Genomic DNA, 20,718 nt, shown 5'->3' with positions numbered 1-20,718 from the left:
TTTACCTTTTGGTGACCACCGGCGGAATGGTGCGCCCGCCGGAGGGGGTTCAGGATGCGGCCGACAACGCGACCTCGTCGACCAGCGTCGATTCCTCGACGTGGTGGCAGGCGACGCGCGCACGGCCGTGGGCTGTCAGCTCCGGCTCGGCGGAGCGACACATCTCCTGGCGCGTCTCGTCGAGAAGCTTGTACAGGGGGCAGCGGGTACGGAACCGGCATCCGCTGATCTCCTGCGTCGGGCTCGGCAGATCGCCCTGCAGAAGCACCCGCGTGCGACCGCGCTCGATGCGGGGGTCGGGGATGGGAGCCGCGGAGATGAGCGCCTTCGTGTAAGGGTGCTGCGGGTTGCCGAACACCGTCGACACCGGCCCCTGCTCCACGACGGAACCGAGATACATCACCGCGACGTCGTCGGCGATCTGACGCACGACAGCCAGGTCGTGAGCGACGAAGAGGTACGACAGTCCCAATCGGGCCTTCAGATCCTCGAGCAGGTTGATGACGCCCGCCTGGATGGACACGTCGAGCGCGGACACCGGCTCGTCGAGCACGATGACCGACGGATTCGTCGCGAGGGCGCGCGCGATGCCGATGCGCTGACGCTGACCACCCGAGAACTCATGCGGGTAGCGGTCGGACATCGACGGGTCGAGCCCGACGAGGTCCAGCAGTTCGAGCGCACGCTTGTCGCGGTCCGCCTTCTTGGCGCCGATCGCCCAGAGCGGCTCGGTGATGACCTCGCTGATCGGAAGGCGGGGGTCGATGGCGCCCATCGGATCCTGGAAGACGATCTGCACGTCGCGACGGAGCGCATGGCGCTCGCGGGGGCTGAGCGAACCGACATCCTTGCCGTTGATCTTGATCGATCCCGACTGCGGAGCGGTCATCTCCATGATCTCGAGGATCGTCGTCGTCTTGCCGCAGCCCGACTCCCCTACGAGGCCCATCGTGCGCCCCGGCTTCAGTGTGAACGACACGCCGTCGACGGCACGCACCGTGCCCACACGGCGCGGAAAGATCGCACCCTTCATGAGCGGGAAGTGTCGGCGCAGGTCCGTGACCTCGACGACTGGCGCCGCACCGGAGTCGACGAGCTCGCCCTCGATGATCGGATCCGCGACGGTGAAGACCTCGCCGCGCGGGATCTCGCCACGGGCGATCTCGCCGCCGCGGATGCAGGCCGCGACGTGATCCGGTCCCGAGGCGGGATCGTGCGCGACCAGGTCGGGCTCGACGTCCCGGCACGCGTCCACGGCGATGGGGCAACGGGCTGCGAAGGGGCACCCCTTGGGCAGCGCCGCCAGAGAGGGCGGGCGACCTTCGAGCGGAACGAGCCGTTGCGTTCCCGCAGTGAGCATGTTGGGAACCGAACGCAGCAGACCGATCGAGTACGGCATCTGCGGCTCGTGGAAAACCTGATCCGTCGTGCCGAGTTCGACGAGCTTGCCGGCGTACATGACGCCCACGCGGTCGGCGTGACCTGCGACTACACCCAGGTCGTGCGTGATGAGCACGACCGCCGCACCGGTGATGTCCTTGGCTTTTTCGAGGACCTCGAGGATCTGTGCCTGGATGGTGACGTCGAGAGCCGTCGTGGGCTCGTCGGCGATGATCACCTTCGGGTCGTTCGCGATCGCCATCGCGATCATCGCGCGCTGGCGCATACCGCCCGAGAACTCATGCGGGAACGCCTTGGCGCGCCGCTCGGGATCGGGGATGCCGACGGTCTTCAGCAGCTCGACGGCGCGAGCTGCCGCCGCCTGAGCCGACAGCTTCGAATCATGGAGACGGAGCGCCTCGGCAATCTGATCACCGACGGTGTAGACGGGAGTCAGAGCCGACAGCGGGTCCTGGAAGACCATCGAAAGGTGCTTGCCACGGATACGCGACAGCTTCTTGTCGTCCATGCCGAGAAGCGACTTGCCCTCGAATTCGATCGAGCCGGTTACCTGCGCGTTGGTGGGCAGGAGGCCCATGACGGCGAGGGACGACACGGACTTGCCGGAGCCGGACTCGCCGACGATGCCGAGGAACTCCCCCGGGTGGACGTCGTACGAGATGCCGCGGACGGCTTGCACGTCGCCCGAACCCCGTTGGGGGAAGGTGACGCTGAGGTCGCGGACCGAGAGGAGTGGTGTGCGGTGGGACTGCGGCGAAGAGAAAAGGGATTCAGGCACGGTTGGCCCCCGAGGTCGGGTCGATCGCATCGCGAAGGGCGTCGCCGATGAGACTGATGGCGAAAAGAAGGACGATGAGGACACCCGCCGGGAAGACGAACAGCCACGGGCGTGTCAGCGCAGCCGACGTGCCGTCCGCGAGCAAGGTGCCGAGCGAGACGTCTGGTTTCTGCACGCCGAACCCGAAATAGCTCAGAGACGTCTCGGACATGATCATCGAGACGATTCCGAGGGTCACGTCGATGATGAGCAGGGACGCGATGTTCGGGAGGATGTGGCGGCTCAGGATCTTCCGCGTCGGCAGACCCATGTAGCGTGCGGCCCGCACGAAGTCGCGGTTGCGCAGCGAGCGCGTCTGGTTGCGGACGACCTGCGCCATGATCATCCAGCTGAAGATCGCGAGGAAGAACGTCAACGCGACCCAAGAGAGGCTTTTGAACAGCGGGCTCAGCAGGATGAGGATGAAGAACGACGGCACGACGAGCAGCAGGTGGGTGAACCAGCTGATGACCTTGTCGGTGACTCCTCCGACGTAGCCTGCGACGGAGCCGATGACGGCCGCGAGCAGCGTCCCGAGGATGCCGGCGACGAGACCGATGATGAGGGACTTCTGCAGCCCCGCCATCGTCTGGGCGAAGATGTCCTGCCCGATGCTGTTGGTGCCAAACCAGTGGCGGAGGGTCGGCCCCATGCCCATGTTGTAGATGTCGCGATCGGTGATCGACCACGGCGTCAGGAACGGCCCGACGATCGACAGCAGCACGATGGCGGCGAAGGCGATGGCGCCGACCCAGAACCGCGGCATTCCGCGCAGACGCCGCCAGACGAGACCGTTTCTGGAGAGCGGACGGCGCTGCTTGGTGATGGTCTGTTCGTCATCGAGGCTCACCTCGACGGCTTCTTGCTGAGCGATGACCATGTCAGCTCCTCACACGGGGGTCGAGGGCGGCGTAGATGATCTCCGAGAACGTCGAGGAGAGCAGCACGAGGATGGCGACGAAGAGGGTGCTTCCCGCTGCCGCGTTGACGTCGTTCGTGTTGACGGCCTGGAGCAGGAACTGCCCCATGCCGCGCCAGCTGAAAACGATCTCGAGCATGGCGGAGCCCGCGACGAGTGTGCCGAAGCTGTACGCGAAAAAGGTCGACATCGGGATGAGCGCGATGCGCACGCCGTGGCGGAAAAGCGCCGGTCCGCGCTCGAGTCCCTTTGACCGGGCCGTGCGGATGTAGTCGGCTCCGAGGACGTCCAGCATGACGCTGCGCTGGTAGCGCGAATAGCTGGCTGCGCTCATGAGTATGAGCGCCAGAGTCGGCAACAGAAGATGAACCGCCCGGTCAAGGGTCAGATCCCACCAGCTTCCGCTGATGCCTGCGCTGTATTCACCCGTGAAGGTGATCAACTGCACGCCGATCGAGTTGTTGAGGGCGGTCGCACCGATCATCAGGAGCACACCGACGACGAAGGTCGGCGTCGCGAAGATCAGGAACGAGCCGTAGGTGACGATCTGGTCGCTTGCGCGGTACTGGCGGACGGCGCCCCACACCCCGAGCAGAACGCCGACCACGGCTCCGATGAGCGAACCGATCAGGAGGAGCCGAAGGCTGGCGCCGGACCGGGCGATGATCTCCTCGACGACCGGTTGCTTGCCGATCGTGATGCCGAGCGACCCCTGCGTGAAGAGACCGACGAGCCAGTGCCACAGACGGGCGATAACCGGAACGTCCGGGCTCTGGCCGAGCTGAGCGAGGGAGGCGTCGATGGACGATTGCGGAGGTCGGGGGTTCCTGCCGTAGAACGCGTCGCCCGGCCTGAAGATCGAGCTGGCCAGCACATAGGCCATGCAGGTGGCGATCAGGCTCAGGATCGCGTAGTTGACGAACCGGCGGAGGACGTACAGCGTCACCGGGAGATCCCAGTCGTTCGGGTCGCTGGCACAAACATAAGTGGTGCTCTTTCTCGGGCTTACGCGCTCTTGCGTTGCGTTCGAAGTGCCGGAACCGGGTCCGGCCTCAACGACCCTAACTCGCTCATCAACGCTGACAAGACCGTCTGGATAACTCTTTGTATGAACGTAACATTGCGTGACGTGCTCGCAAAATGACTGTGAACACGCCGCAAAACCGCCAGTACGCTCAGCCCACAGCCCCGCTGATGAGCACCGCGCTCAGCCCCCAGACGAGAATAAGCAGCAACACGCCGAGCGCGGGCAGATCCCACCTTCGGACGACCGGCCCCCCGTCGGAACCGGTTTCAGTCGCGTCGAGCCACTGCTCGCGGATCAGCTCCAGATCGCGGAGCGCGGGAGGGATCCGCGCCCGCGGGTTCCGATCCTCTCTCAGGCCAGGGCGGGCGGGGCGTCCGGCGACGGGTCCACCGAACGCATTCACGATGCGACCGTCATCCAGACTGAATCTGACCTGATAGCGGATGCCGATATCCGTCACGCGCGCCCAAGGGACCCGCACGACGCGCAGGAGGTTCTGGACCGTCGCTCCGTCGGCATCGATCGCCACGTGGGAGACGAACGTCCCGACGTAGATGAACCAGAGGACCAACAACAGCCACGGAGCGATGAGGAGCATCTCCCCCCAGCCGGCGCGAATCACGGCATCGACGAGGAGGAGAAGCGTCACGAGCGACGCCAGGATCAGTGCGACCGTGCCGGAAGCGGCACGGAAGACCCGCGGTGAGGCGGCCCGGGAACGTCCCGAGCTCGCCTCACCGTTGAGAGGGCCAGTGCTCACCGGGCTCCGCCGAGCGGGATGTCCGCTCCGGGGATGGCCGCGAGGAGTCGCTGGGTGTACTCCTCGGTGGGCGAGGCGAAGATCTCATCGACCGTGCCCTGCTCGACGACGCGCCCCTGCTCCATGACGCAGACGAGGTCCGCCGCCACACGCACCACCGCGAGGTCGTGGGTGATGAACAGGTACGTCAGGTCGAGCTCCGACTGCAGCTCGGCGAGCAGACGCAGGATCTGATCCTGAACGAGCACGTCGAGCGCCGACACCGCCTCGTCGAGGACGACGATCGACGGCTTCAGCGCGAGGGCACGAGCGATCGCGATGCGCTGACGCTGGCCACCGGACAGCTCGTTCGGATAACGCCAAGCCACCTCGCGGGGCAGCGACACCTGTTCGAGCAGCTCGTAGACGCGCTCGCGACGCGACTTCTCGTCGCCCACGCCGTGTACGCGGAGCGGTTCGGCGATGAGGGCGCCGATGCTCCGGAGCGGGTCGAGGGAGCCGTACGGGTCCTGGAAGACCGGCTGCATGCGACTGCGGAGGCCGAACACCTCGGCACGACCCATGCTCGACGTGTCGGCGCCGTCGATGAACACCGACCCGCTCGTCGGGTTCTCGAGCTGGAGGACCATCTTCGCGACGGTGGACTTGCCGGAACCCGACTCCCCCACCAGCGCCAGCGTCTTGCCGCGCGGGATCTGGAACGACACGTTGTCGACAGCGCGGAACGATTCGCTGCGGAACCCCCCGGAGCGGATCTTGTACTCCTTGACGAGGTCCCGGACTTCCACGACCGGCTTCGTGTCCACAACCTCGTCGAGGTGCTCGACACCGCGGTTCTCGGCGACCGCCTGGATGCGCTGCGAGGCGATGCTCGGAGCCGCGGCGACGAGTCGCTGCGTGTACGGATGCTGCGGCGACTCGAGGATGGCGCGGCTCGGACCGGACTCGACGATCTCGCCCTGGTTCATCACGATGATGCGGTCGGCGCGCTCGGCGGCCAGGCCCAGGTCATGCGTGATGAAGAGCACGGCCGTGTTCTTCTCGCGCGTCAGGGTGGCGAGGTGATCCAGGATGACCCGCTGCACCGTCACGTCGAGCGCGCTGGTGGGCTCATCGGCGATCAGGAGCTTGGGGTCGGCCGCGAGACCGATGCCGATGAGGGCGCGCTGACGCATACCTCCGGAGAACTGGTGCGGGAACTGGTGCATGCGACGCTCCGCGTCGGCGAGCCCCGCCTGCTTCAGCACCTCGATGGCACGTGCGCGTGCTTCCTTGCGGTTCGACGCCAGTCCGTTGGCCCGGACCGCTTCTTCCACCTGGAAACCGATCGACCAGACCGGGTTCAGGTTGGACATCGGGTCCTGCGGGACGTATCCGATGTCGCGCCCGCGGATGGATTCCATCTCCCGCCGACTGGCGGAGAGCAGATCCACGCCGTCCAGCGTGATCGAACCACCGGTGACGGCGCCCGTGCCCGGGAGCAGATCGATGACCGCGGCGGCGGTCGTCGACTTTCCCGACCCGGATTCACCGACGATGGCGACGGTCTCGCCCGGGAAGATGTCGAGGTCCACTCCGTGGAGCACCTCGCGCGCCTTCTTGCCGGTGCCGAACGCGACCTTCAGGTCACGGATCTGCAGAAGGGGCTGCGACACGACGCTCTCCTTGTGGCCGCCGCGCAGGCTCGCGCGGCTGATGGGGGTCTCGGTCTCGTGTGCGTCGCTCATCGCTGTGCCCTCGACTTCGGGTCGACGGCGTCGCGGAGGAGCTCACCGAGGGTGATGAACGCGAGCACGGTGACGGTGAGAGCGAGCGACGGCCAGAACAGCGCGAGCGGCGCGGTCCTGATCTGCGTCTGCGCCTGGCTGATGTCCGCACCCCAGGACACCGTCGAGCCCCCGAGGCCCACACCGAGGAAGGACAGCGTCGACTCCGCGACGATGGCCGTTCCGAGGCTGAGGGTGGTCACGACGATGACGGGCGCCATGGCGTTCGGCAGAACGTGGGTGATCATGGTGCGGAAGCGCGAGAGACCGATCGAGATCGACGCCGTGACGTAATCCGCCTGCTTCACGCGAAGGACCTCGGCGCGGGCGATGCGGGCTGTGCTCGCCCAAGAGAATCCACCGATGGCGAGAGCGAGGACGAACTCGTTCCGGTAGTCGGCCAGGACCGACATCACCACGACAGCCGCGATGATGTAGGGAATCGTGAAGAAGATGTCGCCGACCCGCGACAGCAGCGAGTCGAGGAATCCGCCGTAGAAGCCGGCGAGGGCGCCCATGATCACACCGATGACGGTCGAGATCAGGGTGGCCATCACACCGACCAGCATCGAGGTACGCGTTCCGTGTACCAGCCGCGACCAGATGTCGCAGCCGAGGAAGTTGTACCCGAGCGGGTGCCCGGCCGATGCGTCACCGTTGCTGTTGCTCAGGTCGCAGGCGGCCCCGGAAGGACCGACGGATGTGAACAGGGTCGGCACGACGGCCATGACGATGATGACGGCACAGAGGACGACGGACACCCAGAAAGTCGGGCGGCGACGCAGATCACGCCACGCATCGATCCACAGGTTGCTCTTCTTCTCGCTCAGGCGGACCTGGTCCACCATCACCGTCTCGGTGTTGGTGGGGGCGACGTAGTGCGTGGAGTTACTTGACATAGCGGATCCTCGGGTCGAGCAGGCCGTAGAGAAGGTCGACGACCAGGTTCACCAGTACGTAGATCACCACGAAGATGGTGACGAACGAGACGATCGTCGGGTTCTCCCGCTGGTTGATCGCGTGGAACAGCGTGTTTCCCACACCGGGGACGTTGAAGATGCCCTCCGTCACCGTCGCGCCGACCATGAGGACACCGAACTGTGTCGCCGTGTCGGTCACCATCGGGATCATCGAGTTGCGCAGGACGTGCACGGGGATGACGCGGCGGCGCGAGAGGCCCTTCGAGTAGGCCGTGCGGACCCAGTCCTGTCCGAGGGTCTCGATCATGGATGCGCGGGTGAGGCGCATGCTCGACGCGTAGATGCTGAGCCCCAGCACGATCGCGGGGAGCCACAGGTCTCCCCAGTCGTTGCGGCCCCCGACGGTGGGACGGAACCACTGCAGCTGCACGCCGAGGAAGTACTGGGCGAGGAAGCAGAGGACGAAGATCGGGATCGCGATGAAGATGAGCGCGGTCACGAGGGCGCCGTTGTCGAAGAAGGAACCCTTCCAGATCGCCGAGAGGGCGCCGACGACGAGCGCCAGAACGAAGGCGATCGCGACGGACATCACCGCGAGGCGCATCGTGACGGGCACCGTGCGGGCGAGGACGTCATTGACGCTCTGACCCGAGAACGTGGTCCCGAAATCGAGACGGAAGATGCCACTCAGGTAGTTCGCGTACTGGACGATGAACGGCTCGTTGAGCTTGTACTGCTCGCGGAGCGCGTCGATGACGGCCTGCGGCGGCTGCTTGTCGCCGAAGAGCGAGGCGATGGGGTCTCCGGGCAGGCCGAAGACCATGAAATAGATCAGCAGGGTCGCCCCGAGGAACACGGGGATCACCTGCACGATCCGTCGGAGGATGTAAAAGGCCACCCTCGGCCCCCTTTCAGGGAAAAGACGTATCTGTGCTGACGCACGAAGAAGGGCCCCGCTGCGCGGCGCCCCTGAGGTTCCCATCCTCAGACCTGACTCCTGGGAGAAAGGTGAGATGGACGGGTCACGCCACGAGGCGGTGACGGGTGACCGTCACCGCCTCGTGTGAGGTGATGCTGTTGAGGAGATTACTTGGTGATCTCGTTGTACAGCGGCACAGAGTTCCAGCCGAACTTGACGTTCTTCACGCCGTCAGCCCAACCGCCGTTGACGTTCGAGTACCAGAGCGGGACGGCGGGGAGGTCCTCGAAGAGGACCGACTGAGCCTCGAGGAGCGTGGCGTTGCGCGCTGCCTCATCCGTCTCACTGATGCCCTTGGCGAGCAGGTCGTCGAACTTCTTGTCCGAGTACTTGCCGTCGTTCGAGCCGGCGCCGGTCGCGTAGAGCGGGGCGAGGAAGTTGTACAGACCGGGGTAGTCGGCCTGCCAACCGGAGCGGAACGCGTCGACCTTCTCGTTGTCGCGAGCATCGAGGTAGGTGGCGAAGTCCGGGAAGGGCTTGCCGACCGCGGTGATGCCGAGCGTCTTGGAGATGGAGTTCGCCACTGCGTCGACCCACGTCTGGTGGCCGCCGTCAGCGTTGTACGAGATCGTGAAGTCCTCGCCGCTGTAGGGCTTGATCGCGTCTGCCTGGTCCCACAGCTCCTTGGCGAGCTTCGGGTCGTAGGCGAGCACGTCGTTTCCGGGAACGGAGTCGCTCCAGCCGTCGATAACGGGCGACGTGAAGTCCTTCGCCGGGGTACGGGTGCCCTTGAAGACGACCTCCGTGATCTGGTCACGGTTGATCGAGTGCGAGATCGCGGCGCGGCGGAGCTTGCCCTCTTCGTCGGTCTGGAAGCCGTCGAGCCACTCGGGGATCGTCAGCGACTGGAAGATCGCAGCGGGCTGGTTGACCGAGCGACCGTCGAGGTCGGACTCGTAGGACTCGAGCGAGCTGTCCGGGATGGCGTCCAGCACATCGAGGTTGCCGCTGATGAGGTCTGTGTACGCGGCATCCTGGCTCGAGTAGAAGACGATGCCGAGGCCACCGTTCTTCGGCTTACGCGGGCCCTCGTAGGACTCGTTGGGAACGAGGTCGATGCGGATGTTGTGCTCCCACGCGCCCTCCTTCGCGAGCTTGTAGGGGCCGTTGCCGATCGGGTTCTCTCCGAACGCCTTCATGTCCTCGAACGCGACCTTGGGAAGCGGGAAGAACGCGGAGTAGCCGAGGCGCTGCGCGAAGTCACCGGCAGGCTTGTTCAGCGTGATCGTGAACGTCTTGTCGTCGACCTTCTTGAGGCCGGAGAGCGTCTCGACGTCCTCCGCGTCGCTGTAGCCCTCGATGTCCGCGAAGAAGTACGAGGCGTTCTGCTTGTTCGACAGGCGCGCACCGTAGTTCCACGCGTCGATGAAGCTGTCCGCCGTCACATCGTCACCGTTGGTGAACGTCGCGTCCTTGCGGATCTTGACGGTCAGCTGCGTCGGCGAGTCGACGGAGATGTCTTCAGCGACGTCGTTCTCGACTGCACCATCGGCCTTGTAGGAGATGAGGCCCGCGAAGATCGAGTCGACGACCTTGCCGCCACCGGTCTCGTTGGTGTTCGTGGGGACGAGCGGGTTCTGGGGCTCCGAACCGTTGGTCGTGATGACCTCGGTCGTCGTGCCGCCGGAGCTGTTGTCGTCGGTGTTGTCGCCGCCACCGCTGCTGGCGCAGCCGGCGAGAAGCAGGCTGGTGGCGCCGAGCAGGGCGAGACTCGCCACGCCGATCTTGTTGCGCTTCAAAGTGTCCTCCATGAGACCTAATGAAAGCCCGGGTCGAGGCTTAGCGACCCAGGCGTGATGAGAAGCACACTAGGCAGGCTGAGCGCAATGCGACAAATCCCTCGCAAGACCGTTACACAGCCTTTACTTGGGAAGCTCAGGATGAAGCACTCTGATCTGTCCGGCCCCGCGGCATCCGTCACATACATTCGCGTGGCATTCTGACCGGATGGCAGCCTTCACGGACGCTCCCGCAGCGTCATCCGTTCCGAGCCGCGCACGGCTGTGGTGGGAGATCGCGATCATCCTCGCCCTCTCGCTCGGGAGGTCGGCTGTCTACTCCGTCCTCTCGCTCATCGAGGCGCTGACTCGGGCGCCCCTCGGCGACCAGCAGACGTCCCTCAACCCCGGCGCTGCACCGTCTGCGGTGTGGGACGTCATCGATCAGTTCCTCGCCGCGATCTTCGCCTTCGCACCCGTCGCACTCGCCGTCTACTTCCTCTGGGAGCCGGCACGGTCGGGGTTCTCGAAGATCGGCCTGACTTTCGAGAAATTCGGACGCAACCTCGGGTCGGGCGCGCTGCTGGTGCTGGTCATCGGCGTACCGGGACTCGCCCTCTACGCGGTGGGGCGCGAGCTGGGGATCACTGTCCAGGTGGATGCCTCACCGATCGACTCGTCGTGGTGGACGGTGCCGCTCCTCCTGCTCGCGGCGCTGCGGGCGGGTCTTCTCGAAGAGGTCATCATGGTCGGCTACCTCTTCGATCGGCTGCGCCTGCTGGGCTGGAACACATGGACGATCATCCTGTCCACCGCGGTCCTCCGCGGCTCTTATCACGCCTACCAGGGCTTCGGTCCGCTCGTCGGCAACATGGCGATGGGCGTCGTGTTCGGCTGGGTCTATTCGCGCTGGGGCCGGGTGATGCCGCTTGTCGTGGCACACGTGCTGATCGACATCATCGCGTTCGTGGGGTACCCGCTCGCGGCCGCGTGGTGGCCGGGGGTGTTCGGCCCGCCGCAGTAGCTCCGGGCGTGCTCGCGGGAGTGCGGGGCTCCATTTCGCGAGCTGCACGTGCAGGCCGAGACGGCGGCGTGACGCCGCTGTCTCGAGCGTCGGGTGCAGTCTCGCGGCGGGATCAGGGATCGGCGGGATCGTCGGGGCGACGCGGCGAGGCGACGGCTTCTCCACCGAACGGCGCCGCCGATGAGGTGTCCACCGGGCGGGGCGCGATGGAGGCGGCACCGGGGCCGGCTCGAGACCATCGGGGGCATGCCCACGAGCGTTGACCCCCTAGCCGTCGTCCGCCCCGCGCCCGTCGCCTGCCCCGTGCCGCTCCTCCGGGCGCGGGATGTGCCGAACGCCGCCCGCCTGTCTGCGCGCGGCGAGCTCGTGTCCGTCGTGCGCGGGGTGTACGCGCCGACGGCGTTGTGGCGGGGACTCGCCCCCTGGGACCGATACCTCGCGCGCATCCACGCGACACTCCTCGTACACCCGGGGCTCGTCCTGAGCCACGAGTCGGCCGCGGCGATCTGGGGGATGCCGGTTCTCGGCGACCCCGTCGTGGTTCACGCTCTTGGCGGCCAGAACAGCACCTCGCGCCTGCACGCCGGTCTCCGGATGCACACGACGATCGGCGCGCGAGACGTCGTCGACCTCGGCGGGTTCGCCGCAGTCGCACCCTCGGACTGCGCTGTCGATCTCGCGCGGGCTCGGCACGTGGTGGTGGGGCTCATCGCAGCGGACGCGGCGCTGCGCCTGGACGCAGCGGCATCCATCGAGTCGCTCGTCGAACGGAACGAGCAGCGACCGAGTTCGCGGGGCCGCCGCATCGCCCGATGGCCCCTGCGTCGCGCCAGGGCTGAAGCGGAGTCCACGCTCGAGTCCGCGAGCCGGGCGATCATCGAGCTGCTCGGCTACGAGGAGCCCGAGCTGCAAACCGAGTGGACCGGACCCGCGGCAACCGACCGCACAGACTTCTGGTGGCCGGGATCGGGGGTCGCCGGCGAGGCGGACGGTGATCTCAAATACGACGGTCGATTCGGCGACCCGGGTCCCTTGCTGCGGGCGCGCCGCGAGCGGGATCACCGTCTCCGGTCACGAGGCATCCGATCCGTCGTGCACTGGGGGTGGTCCGATCTCGTCGACTCGGAGTCACTGGACGGCATCCTCCGCGGCGCGGGCCTCCAGCGCGTCACGCTGCCTGACCCGTACCGCCTCGCGACCGCCCGGACCGCGCTCGCCCCGCGCCACCCCGCCGCGAGACTGCACGAGCGCGGCGAGACCAGGGTCTGAACCCGCGGTCTCGACGGCCGTGTGCAGTCTCGCGGAGAAGAGCAGGCCACGCGATCCTCAGGCGAAGGCCTCGATCGGCGGGCAGGCGCACACGAGGTTGCGGTCACCGTAAGCGTTGTCGATGCGGCGGACGGGCGGCCAGTACTTGGTGCGCACGATCCCGGGGACGGGGTACACGGCCGTCTCGCGAGGGTAGGGGTGCGCCCACTCGCTCGTGACGACGGATGCCGCGGAGTGCGGCGCGTTCACGAGCGGGTTGTCGTTCGCCGGCCACTCCCCCGCCGCAACGGCGTCGGCCTCCGCGCGGATGGCGATCATCGCCTCGACGAACCGGTCGAGCTCGGCGAGGTCCTCGGACTCCGTCGGCTCCACCATGAGCGTCCCCGCGACGGGGAACGACATGGTCGGGGCGTGGAAGCCGTAGTCGATGAGCCGCTTGGCGACGTCGTCGACCGTCACACCGGTTGCCTCCTTGAGCGGACGCAGGTCGAGGATGCACTCGTGCGCGACAAGCCCGCCCTCCCCGGCGTACAGCACCGGGTAGTGAGCTTCCAGGCGTCGCGCGACGTAGTTCGCCGAGAGGACGGCCGCCGCGGTGGCCTGCCGGAGACCCTCTGCGCCCATCATTCGCACGTACGCCCACGAGATCGGCAAGATCGACGCGGAACCGTAGGGCGCCGCCGACACCGGTCCGCCGTCGAAGACGTATCCGCCCGCGTGCTCGGCGCGCTGCGCCATCGGGTGCGAGGGCAGGAACGGCGCCAGGTGCGCCTTTGACGCCACAGGGCCCACGCCGGGACCGCCACCGCCGTGCGGGATCGCGAAGGTCTTGTGGAGGTTCAGGTGCGACACGTCGCCGCCGAGGTCCCCGAACCGCGCGAAGCCCAGCAGGGCGTTCAGGTTCGCGCCGTCGACGTATACCTGACCGCCGGCCTCGTGAACCGCGCCGGTGATGTCCATGACGTCGTGCTCGTAGACGCCGTGCGTCGACGGGTACGTGATCATGAGCGCCGCGAGATTGTCGGCGTGGGCTGCCACCTTGGCCCGTAGATCGGCCAGGTCGACGTTGCCCGCCTCGTCGCACGCGACGACGACGACCCGCATCCCCGCGAGGACCGCGGATGCCGCATTGGTGCCGTGCGCAGACGACGGGATGAGGCAGACGTCACGGTGCACGTCGCCGCGGGAGTGGTGGTATCCGCGGATGGCGAGCAGGCCCGCCAGCTCACCCTGCGAGCCGGCGTTCGGCTGCAGGGAGACCGCGTCGTAGCCGGTGACTTCTGCCAGCCAGGCCTCGAGCTGCTCGATCATGACGAGGTAGCCGACGACGTCGTCCGCGGGAGCGAACGGGTGCACGCGGGCGAACTCCGGCCACGAGACCGCCGCCATCTCGGTGGCCGCGTTGAGCTTCATCGTGCAAGAGCCGAGCGGGATCATGCCGCGATCCAGCGCGTAGTCACGGTCGGCGAGCTGCTTGAGGTAACGCATCATGGCCGTCTCGGAACGGTGCGTGTTGAACACCGGATGCGTCAGATACTCGTCCGTGCGGTGGAGCGCCGCGGGCAGGTGGGCGTTGCGGTCGCGGAGCGGCACGAACACCTTCGAGGTCTCGACGCCGAACACCGCGGCGACCGCCTGCAGGTCGGCCACCGTCGTCGTCTCGTCGATCGAGATGCCGACGGAATCGCTGTCGCGGAACCACAGCTGGTACCCGCGGCGGCGCGCATCGGCGATGACGTCGTCGGCTCGGCCGGGTGTGCGCACGACGAGCGTGTCGAAGAAGGCGTCGTGCAGCACCTCGGTGCCGGACTCGACGAGCCAATCCCGCAGGAGCGACGCCTTGGCGGTGGTCTCCTCGGCGATCCGCTTCAGCCCGTCCGGGCCATGGTAGACGGCGTACATCGCGGCCATGACGGCCAGCAGCACCTGGGCGGTGCAGATGTTGGACGTCGCCTTCTCCCGGCGGATGTGCTGCTCACGGGTCTGCAGTGACAGGCGGTACGCGGGGTGACCCGCGGCATCCATCGACACTCCGACCAGGCGGCCGGGGAGCTGACGCTCGAGGCCGGCACGGACCGCCATGTAGCCGGCGTGCGGTCCGCCGAAGCCCATCGGCACGCCGAAGCGCTGCGTCGTCCCGACGGCGACATCAGCGCCCATCGATCCCGGCGAGCGGAGGAGGGTCAGAGCGAGCAGATCGGCCGCTACCACGACGAGACCCTTCTGGGCCTGGACTGCGGCGATGACCTGGGTCGGGTCCCACACGCGTCCGGTCGCGCCGGGGTACTGCACGAACGCGCCGAACGACTCGGGAAGCCCCGCGACGTCGTCGAACGACGTCTCGTGGATCGAGACCCCGATCGCGGCGGCGCGGTGGTGCAGCAGCGCCTTCGTCTGCGGGAGCGCGTCGGCGTCGACGAGGAACACGTTCGACGCGGACTTCGAGGCGCGGCGGGCCACCAGCATCCCCTCGACCACGGCGGTCGACTCGTCGAGCATCGAGGCATTCGCCGTCGCAAGGCCGGTGAGATCGGTCACCATCGTCTGGAAGTTGATGAGCGCTTCGAGCCGACCCTGCGAGATCTCGGGCTGGTACGGCGTGTACGCCGTGTACCAGGACGGGTTCTCGAGGACGTTCCGCTGGATGACCGACGGGGTCAGCGTGTCGTAGTAGCCGAGGCCGATCATCGCCCGCGCCGAGCGGTTCTGCGACGCGAGCTCACGAAGCTCCGCGAGGGCTTCCGCCTCGGTCGCGGCGGGCGGGATGATGCTCTCCCGCTCGGCGACGTGGATCGCATCGGGAACAGCAGTGCCCATGAGCTCCTCGACGGAGCCGCGCCCGAGCACGCGGAGCATCTCGGCCTGGGCGGCCGAGTCGGTGCCGATGTGGCGGTCGCGGAAGGCCGAGCTCACGCCTCGCCGCCCGTCAGTGCGACGTAGGCGTTACGGTCGAGGAGGTCGGCCGCGGGGGTCCCGTCGGTCTTGATCCTCACAAGCCACGCGTCGAACGCGCCCGCGTTGACCGATGACGGGTCGTCCACGACGGCGTCGTTGATCTCGACGACCTCGCCCGTGAGCGGGGCGTAGAGGTCGCCCACCGATTTCGTGGATTCGATCTCGCCGCAGGTCTCGCCCGCGGTGACGGTCGTGCCGACGGCGGGGAGCTCGACGAAGACGACGTCACCAAGCTTCTCGGCGGCGTAGTCGGTGATGCCGACGGTGGCGACATCGCCGTCGAAGGCGATCCACTCGTGCTCGGCGGTGTACGAGAGTGCGGTGAGGTCGGTCATTTCTGTCTCCGGTAGAAGGGCAGGGCGGTGACGGTCGCGGGGATGCGGGTCCCCCGGACGTCGATGGTCAGGGCGGTGCCCTCAGCGGATGCCGAGGGGTGGACGAAGGCCATCGCGATGGGATGGCCGAGGGTCGGGCTGAGGGCTCCCGAGGTGATCTCGCCGACGGTGTCGTCACCGGAGAGCACGGCGTATCCGGCGCGTCCGGCCCGACGGCCCTCGGCGCTGAGGCCCACGAGGACGCGCGCGCCCGTCGTGTCCCGGGCGGCGAGGCCGTCCTTACCGACGAACTCCGCCTTGTCGGCGGCGACGACACGACCGAGGCCGGCCTGGGCGGGCACGATGTCGCGCGAGAGCTCGTGGCCGTACAGCGGCATCCCCGCCTCCAGGCGGAGCGTGTCGCGCGCGGCGAGGCCGGCGGGCACGAGGCCATGCGCGGCGCCGGCGTCGGCGACGGCCTGCCAGAGGTCGGCGGCGGTCTCGTTCGGAACCATGAGCTCGAAGCCGTCCTCGCCGGTGTACCCGGTGCGCGCGGCGAAGAGGCTGCGGTCCTGGAACGATCCGAGCGCCCACGAGTAATAGGTCATGTCGGCGAGAGCCGGTTGGACGCCCGCTATGCCGGCAGTGGCCTCGAGGATGCCGCGCGCCGCGGGGCCCTGGACGGCGATGAGCGACATTTTGTCGGTGATGTCCTGGACGCGGGCGTCTCCGGTCTCCACGGCGGCGAAGGAGGCCGCGACCTCGGCGCGGTTGCCGGCGTTGGAGATGACGAGGAATTCCTCGTCGGTGATCCGGTAGACGATGACGTCGTCTACGATCCCGCCATCGCCGGCCAGCACGAGCGAGTACTTGGCCTTGCCGATCTTCATCGCCCCGATGCGACCGGCGAGGGCACGGTCGAGGAAGTCGGCCGCGCCGTCACCCTCGATCCGGAACTCCGCCATGTGCGAGATGTCGAAGATCCCCGCGGCCTGCCGCACTGCGTGGTGCTCGGCGAGGTCGGACGTGTAGCGGACCGGCATGAGCCAGCCGCCGAAATCGGTGAAGGATGCTCCGAGCCGCTCATGCAGCTCGTGCAGCGGCGACTGCCGCGGCTCGGTCGTGGTCCCGGTCATGCCGTCTCCGCTCAACATTCCACGACGCTGACCGCGAGGCCGCCGAGCGCCGTCTCCTTGTACTTACTGCTCATGTCGCGTCCCGTCTCTCGCATGGTCACGATGACCTCGTCGAGCGAGACGCGATGAGTGCCGTCGCCCCACAGCGCCATCTTGGCGGCGTTGATCGCCTTCGCCGCCGCGATCGCGTTGCGTTCGATGCACGGGATCTGCACGAGCCCGCCGATCGGGTCGCACGTGAGGCCGAGGTTGTGCTCCATCGCGATCTCCGCCGCGTTCTCGACCTGGCGGGGCGTCCCGCCGAGGACCTCCGCGAGTCCCGCCGCCGCCATCGACGAGGCCGAGCCCACCTCGCCCTGACAGCCGACCTCGGCGCCCGAGATCGACGCTCGAGCCTTGTAGAGGACGCCGACCGCTGCGGCGGTGAGCAGGTAGGGCACGACGATCTCCTCGCGCGAGCGGCCGCGGGCGGCGTAGTGCGTCGCGTAGTGCAGCACCGCCGGGATGATCCCCGCGGCCCCGTTCGTGGGGGCGGTGACGATGCGTCCTCCCGACGCGTTCTCCTCGTTGACGGCCAGCGCCACGAAGTTCACCCACTCCTGCCAGAACGCGGGGTCGTCGCCGCGCGGGTCGTCACGCCGCAGCCGGTCCTGCCACGCGGGCGCGCGACGCGGCACACGCAGGCCGCCGGGCAGCATCCCCTCACGGGCGGCGCCGGACGCGACACTATCCGCCATGACGTCGGCGAGATGCAGGATGCCGCCGGTGATCTCGTCGTCGCTGCGCGAGGCGCGTTCGTTCCGACGCTGGATCTCGGCCATCGAGACGCCCTGGCGTTCGCAGTGGGCGAGGAGCTCGGCCGCCGTCTCGAACGGGAACGGCACGGGAGTGGAGGAGATCGCCTCCGCCTGCTCGCCGTCGCGGACGATGAAGCCACCGCCGGTCGAATAGTAGACCGCGTCATCGAGGAGCTCACCCGCGGCATCCCACGCCTTCAGGCGGAGTCCGTTCGTGTGCCCCGGGAGGATGGTCAGCGGGTGGAGGATGACGTCGTCCTCGCAGAGAGGGACGCCGCCGGTCCCGCCCACGCGGACCCGACGCTCATCGCGGATAGCGGCGGTGCGCTCCTCGACCTGTGCAGGAAGCACCTCATCCGGCTGCAGCCCCTCGAGTCCGAGCAGGACGGCGGTCAGCGTGCCGTGACCTCGACCGGTCGCTGCGAGCGAACCGTACAGATCGACCTGCACACGGGTCGCGAGATCGGCATCGATCCGCGATACGAAGTCCGCGGCGGCGCGCATCGGCCCCACCGTGTGGGAGCTGGACGGCCCGATGCCCACGGTGAAGAGGTCGAAGACGCCGATGCTCACAGACATCGCGGCGATCGAGCGGGTGGGTGTGACAGGGGGAAGAGGTGTGACAGTGGGAACAACGGAACTCCTGACGGCGCAGCGGGATGCGGGTGAGTTCCTCCCCCTCTGTCATCGGCCTGAGAGATTTCACGGGCGATGCCCGCTTGCCCCGTCGGCGGGCATCCGCAGAGGATGCCGCTTTTCAGAGTGACCATGTCGGCTCGGTACGGGGGCCTGAGAGATTCCGGGGAGGGATTGCTCCTTCGGCAGCCACGAGGGCTTCTCCCGAGCAGACGCGATGGTCCGGTGTGCGATTGTGAGCGCGAGCCTATCACCGGGCCCTGCTGCCCCGATACGGCGTCAGTCGGTCGTGCACTCTCCCGAGGAGACGGTTGCGGCGTCCGGCGAGACCTTCAGGGCGGGACTCAGCTCGTCAGTGGTCATGGCGTATCCGCGAGTGTCGTCATCCTGACCGCGGGCGAAGACGACGCCTGTCACCTCGCCTGCCTCTGTCAGGAGCGGACCCCCGGAGTTGCCGGGGCGGACCTCGGCCTCGAGCGCGTAGATCTCACGGGGCTGCGAACTTTTCTCGTAGATGTCGGACACGATCGCATCGCCGACGGAGAGCACGTAGGCCGCGCTGCTCGTGAAGGGTCCACCGAGCGGGTAGCCCTGCACCGCGACGGGTGTGCCGGCCGCGACGTCGCCGACGATCTGCAGCGGCGTGGCATTCAGACCGGAGACGCTGATGACGGCGAGGTCGTCGATGGGGTCGAAGTAGACGATGCGCCCCTCCTCGGCATCCCGTCCGGGAAGCTCGACGAGCGGAGTGTCGACGCCCGCGACGACGTGCGCGTTGGTGACGACAAGGTCCTTCGCCACGACGAATCCGGAGCCGGTCAGCGAGGCGCCGCACGCGTAGGCGTTGCCGCTGATGCGCGCGACGGATGCCGCGGCCCGCTGCAGCTGCGGATCGTCGAGCGACACCGGCGGTGCCGTCGGCTCCACCTCGGGCGCGAGCAGTTCGCCGACGCGCGGGATGCCCTCGTCGACGATGAACCCCCGGAACTCGGCGAGCGCGGAGTCGACACCCGGCGGCGTGAGGGCGTCGATGACACCCAGCACGCGCGAAGAGGCGACCGCGGGGGCGACACCCGGCATCCCGGATCCGACGATCGCACCGCTCGCGAGCAGCAGCACGATGGCCGCGGCGCCGGTGTTCACCACACCTCCGAGGATGCGGTCGACGGGGCCGAGCTTCGCCCGGTCGACGCCGCGGCGGAGCCGCGCCCCGACAGCCGTGCCGATCGAGGCGAGGGCGACGACGATGCCGAGGGCGATGAGGGCGAGGACGAGGCTCCGGTACTCCCAACCCGAGAATGTCGGTGCGATGACGGGGGTGAGCCACACCGCCAGGACCGCGCCGAGGACGATACCGATGAGCGTCCCGGCGGTGGCTACCAGACCGCGCAGGAGGCCGCCGAAGAGCGCGGCGATGAGGACGAGCACGACGATGATGTCGACGACGAGCACGGCGATCCTTCCTGGGCGAGTCCACCCGGGAGTGCCGGCGGTACCTCTCGATCAGACTAGGCGGCGGCTGCTGGGAATCGGCTCACGCTTTGCGCTTCTGGTCATCATGACCTTAAGATGGGATCACCACTTAAGGTCACCATGACAAGAACAACTCCCCCCACCCCCATCGGCGTCGCGGTCTCGACGGTCATCTTCCGGCTGCGCCGAGACTCCGACGACGCGCGCATCGAGCTGCCGCTCGTGCGCCGGACCCGCGACCCGCACGAGGGCCATTGGGCGCTCCCGGGAGGCTGGGTCGACCCCGCCGAGAACATCGACGCGACGGCATCCCGCACCCTCGCCGAGACGACGGGGCTCGCGCCGAGCTACCTCGAACAGCTGTACGCGTTCGGAGACGTCGGCCGCTCCCCCGGACGCGTCGTCTCGATCGTCTACTGGGCGCTGGTACGCGAAGACGTCACGGCCGCGACCGAGCAGCACAACGTCGCGTGGTTCGATGCGACCGATCTGCCGGACCTCGCCTTCGACCACAACCACATCGTCGACTACGCCCTGTGGCGCCTTCGGAACAAGGTGGGCTACAGCCGCATCGCACACGGCTTCCTCCCCGACCGGTTCACGCTCGCGGAGCTCCGCGAGGTGTACGAGGCCATCCTCGGCCGACGCCTCGACCCGGCCAACTTCCGTCGACAGGTCGAAGGCTCGGGCACCCTCATTCCCACCGACGACTTCCGCACCGGCAGCCACCGGCCGGCCCGTCTCTACCGCTACAACCAGGACGTCGAGCTGGCCGATCGTGGCCCGCTCCCGCAGTGAAGGATCCGT

General features: G+C 67.8%; 16 protein-coding genes and 2 riboswitches. Of the genes, 3 read left to right on the top strand and 13 right to left on the bottom strand.

From position 1 onward, the window contains the following. Positions 1-49: 49 nt before the first annotated feature. The 8 genes from MO1_RS10750 to MO1_RS10715 all read right to left on the bottom strand — a co-directional run bounded on the left by MO1_RS10750 (position 50) and on the right by MO1_RS10715 (position 10,340). Positions 50-2,179 (bottom strand): ABC transporter ATP-binding protein, encoded by a 2,130-nt coding sequence (locus MO1_RS10750; protein WP_036312376.1) that lies wholly within the window; start codon positions 2,177-2,179, stop codon positions 50-52. Then, positions 2,172-3,098 (bottom strand): ABC transporter permease, encoded by a 927-nt coding sequence (locus MO1_RS10745; RefSeq protein ID WP_036312375.1) that lies wholly within the window; start codon positions 3,096-3,098, stop codon positions 2,172-2,174. The genes MO1_RS10750 and MO1_RS10745 overlap by 8 nt, the downstream gene beginning before the upstream one ends. Position 3,099: 1 nt before the next feature. Continuing rightward, entirely contained in the window at positions 3,100-4,083 is a 984-nt protein-coding gene (locus MO1_RS10740) for an ABC transporter permease (protein ID WP_036312373.1), read from the bottom strand. A 229-nt stretch (positions 4,084-4,312) separates the two neighbouring features. Beyond that, positions 4,313-4,924 (bottom strand): PH domain-containing protein, encoded by a 612-nt coding sequence (locus tag MO1_RS10735; RefSeq protein ID WP_060916024.1) that lies wholly within the window; start codon positions 4,922-4,924, stop codon positions 4,313-4,315. After that, complete coding sequence (locus MO1_RS10730) at positions 4,921-6,651, bottom strand: ABC transporter ATP-binding protein (RefSeq protein ID WP_060916023.1); 1,731 nt, start codon at positions 6,649-6,651, stop codon at positions 4,921-4,923. Before MO1_RS10730 ends, MO1_RS10735 begins: the two co-directional genes overlap by 4 nt. Beyond that, positions 6,648-7,589 carry an ABC transporter permease gene (locus tag MO1_RS10725; protein ID WP_036312367.1) on the bottom strand — a complete coding sequence of 314 codons (942 nt, stop codon included), beginning with the start codon at positions 7,587-7,589 and terminating at the stop codon, positions 6,648-6,650. Before MO1_RS10725 ends, MO1_RS10730 begins: the two co-directional genes overlap by 4 nt. Continuing rightward, positions 7,579-8,508 (bottom strand): ABC transporter permease, encoded by a 930-nt coding sequence (locus MO1_RS10720; protein ID WP_036312365.1) that lies wholly within the window; start codon positions 8,506-8,508, stop codon positions 7,579-7,581. Before MO1_RS10720 ends, MO1_RS10725 begins: the two co-directional genes overlap by 11 nt. A gap of 188 nt (positions 8,509-8,696) precedes the next feature. Beyond that, a complete protein-coding gene (locus MO1_RS10715; RefSeq protein WP_236081000.1) occupies positions 8,697-10,340 on the bottom strand; it encodes a peptide ABC transporter substrate-binding protein in 1,644 nt (547 codons plus the stop codon). Between the two features lie 196 nt (positions 10,341-10,536). On the opposite strand from MO1_RS10715, the gene MO1_RS10710 reads away from it, so the two are divergent. Then, the gene (locus MO1_RS10710; RefSeq protein ID WP_060916021.1) at positions 10,537-11,331 is read left to right on the top strand and encodes a CPBP family intramembrane glutamic endopeptidase; all 795 of its coding nucleotides are present in this window, start codon (positions 10,537-10,539) and stop codon (positions 11,329-11,331) included. Between the two features lie 246 nt (positions 11,332-11,577). Then, on the top strand, positions 11,578-12,600 hold the full coding sequence (locus MO1_RS10705) for a hypothetical protein (RefSeq protein ID WP_036312359.1): 1,023 nt from the start codon (positions 11,578-11,580) through the stop codon (positions 12,598-12,600). Between the two features lie 57 nt (positions 12,601-12,657). Here MO1_RS10705 and gcvP read toward each other — a convergent pair whose 3' ends face one another. The 5 genes from gcvP to MO1_RS10680 all read right to left on the bottom strand — a co-directional run bounded on the left by gcvP (position 12,658) and on the right by MO1_RS10680 (position 19,890). Next, positions 12,658-15,456, bottom strand: a complete 2,799-nt coding sequence (gcvP, locus tag MO1_RS10700) for an aminomethyl-transferring glycine dehydrogenase (RefSeq protein WP_370670645.1) — start codon at positions 15,454-15,456, stop codon at positions 12,658-12,660. A 53-nt stretch (positions 15,457-15,509) separates the two neighbouring features. Further along, entirely contained in the window at positions 15,510-15,890 is a 381-nt protein-coding gene (gcvH, locus tag MO1_RS10695; protein WP_060916019.1) for a glycine cleavage system protein GcvH, read from the bottom strand. Then, complete coding sequence (gene gcvT / locus MO1_RS10690) at positions 15,887-17,005, bottom strand: glycine cleavage system aminomethyltransferase GcvT (protein WP_060916018.1); 1,119 nt, start codon at positions 17,003-17,005, stop codon at positions 15,887-15,889. Before gcvT ends, gcvH begins: the two co-directional genes overlap by 4 nt. Positions 17,006-17,016: 11 nt before the next feature. Beyond that, positions 17,017-18,381 carry an L-serine ammonia-lyase gene (locus MO1_RS10685; RefSeq protein ID WP_060916017.1) on the bottom strand — a complete coding sequence of 455 codons (1,365 nt, stop codon included), beginning with the start codon at positions 18,379-18,381 and terminating at the stop codon, positions 17,017-17,019. 92 nt (positions 18,382-18,473) lie between these two features. Next, positions 18,474-18,568: riboswitch (glycine riboswitch) on the bottom strand. A 1-nt stretch (position 18,569) separates the two neighbouring features. Beyond that, positions 18,570-18,655, bottom strand: a riboswitch (glycine riboswitch). A 62-nt stretch (positions 18,656-18,717) separates the two neighbouring features. Next, positions 18,718-19,890, bottom strand: a complete 1,173-nt coding sequence (locus MO1_RS10680; RefSeq protein ID WP_060916016.1) for a MarP family serine protease — start codon at positions 19,888-19,890, stop codon at positions 18,718-18,720. Positions 19,891-20,031: 141 nt separating this feature from the next. On the opposite strand from MO1_RS10680, the gene MO1_RS10675 reads away from it, so the two are divergent. After that, the gene (locus MO1_RS10675) at positions 20,032-20,709 is read left to right on the top strand and encodes an NUDIX hydrolase (RefSeq protein WP_060916015.1); all 678 of its coding nucleotides are present in this window, start codon (positions 20,032-20,034) and stop codon (positions 20,707-20,709) included. The last annotated feature ends 9 nt before the right edge of the window (positions 20,710-20,718 follow it).

The organism is Microbacterium oleivorans NBRC 103075 (genome assembly GCF_001552475.1).
GTDB classification, from domain to species: Bacteria; Actinomycetota; Actinomycetes; order Actinomycetales; family Microbacteriaceae; genus Microbacterium; species Microbacterium oleivorans.
This window is presented reverse-complemented; position numbering and strand designations above follow the sequence as displayed.

Coding starts and splice junctions, on each gene's coding strand:
- MO1_RS10745 (WP_036312375.1), bottom strand. CDS start 3,098: ATGGTCATCGCTCAGCAAGAAGCCGTCGAGGTGAGCCTCGATGACGAA.
- MO1_RS10730 (WP_060916023.1), bottom strand. CDS start 6,651: ATGAGCGACGCACACGAGACCGAGACCCCCATCAGCCGCGCGAGCCTG.
- MO1_RS10725 (WP_036312367.1), bottom strand. CDS start 7,589: ATGTCAAGTAACTCCACGCACTACGTCGCCCCCACCAACACCGAGACG.
- MO1_RS10715 (WP_236081000.1), bottom strand. CDS start 10,340: ATGGAGGACACTTTGAAGCGCAACAAGATCGGCGTGGCGAGTCTCGCC.
- MO1_RS10710 (WP_060916021.1), top strand. CDS start 10,537: ATGGCAGCCTTCACGGACGCTCCCGCAGCGTCATCCGTTCCGAGCCGC.
- MO1_RS10705 (WP_036312359.1), top strand. CDS start 11,578: ATGCCCACGAGCGTTGACCCCCTAGCCGTCGTCCGCCCCGCGCCCGTC.
- gcvP (WP_370670645.1), bottom strand. CDS start 15,456: ATGCTCCGCGTGCTCGGGCGCGGCTCCGTCGAGGAGCTCATGGGCACT.
- gcvH (WP_060916019.1), bottom strand. CDS start 15,890: ATGACCGACCTCACCGCACTCTCGTACACCGCCGAGCACGAGTGGATC.
- gcvT (WP_060916018.1), bottom strand. CDS start 17,005: ATGACCGGGACCACGACCGAGCCGCGGCAGTCGCCGCTGCACGAGCTG.
- MO1_RS10685 (WP_060916017.1), bottom strand. CDS start 18,381: ATGTCTGTGAGCATCGGCGTCTTCGACCTCTTCACCGTGGGCATCGGG.
- MO1_RS10675 (WP_060916015.1), top strand. CDS start 20,032: ATGACAAGAACAACTCCCCCCACCCCCATCGGCGTCGCGGTCTCGACG.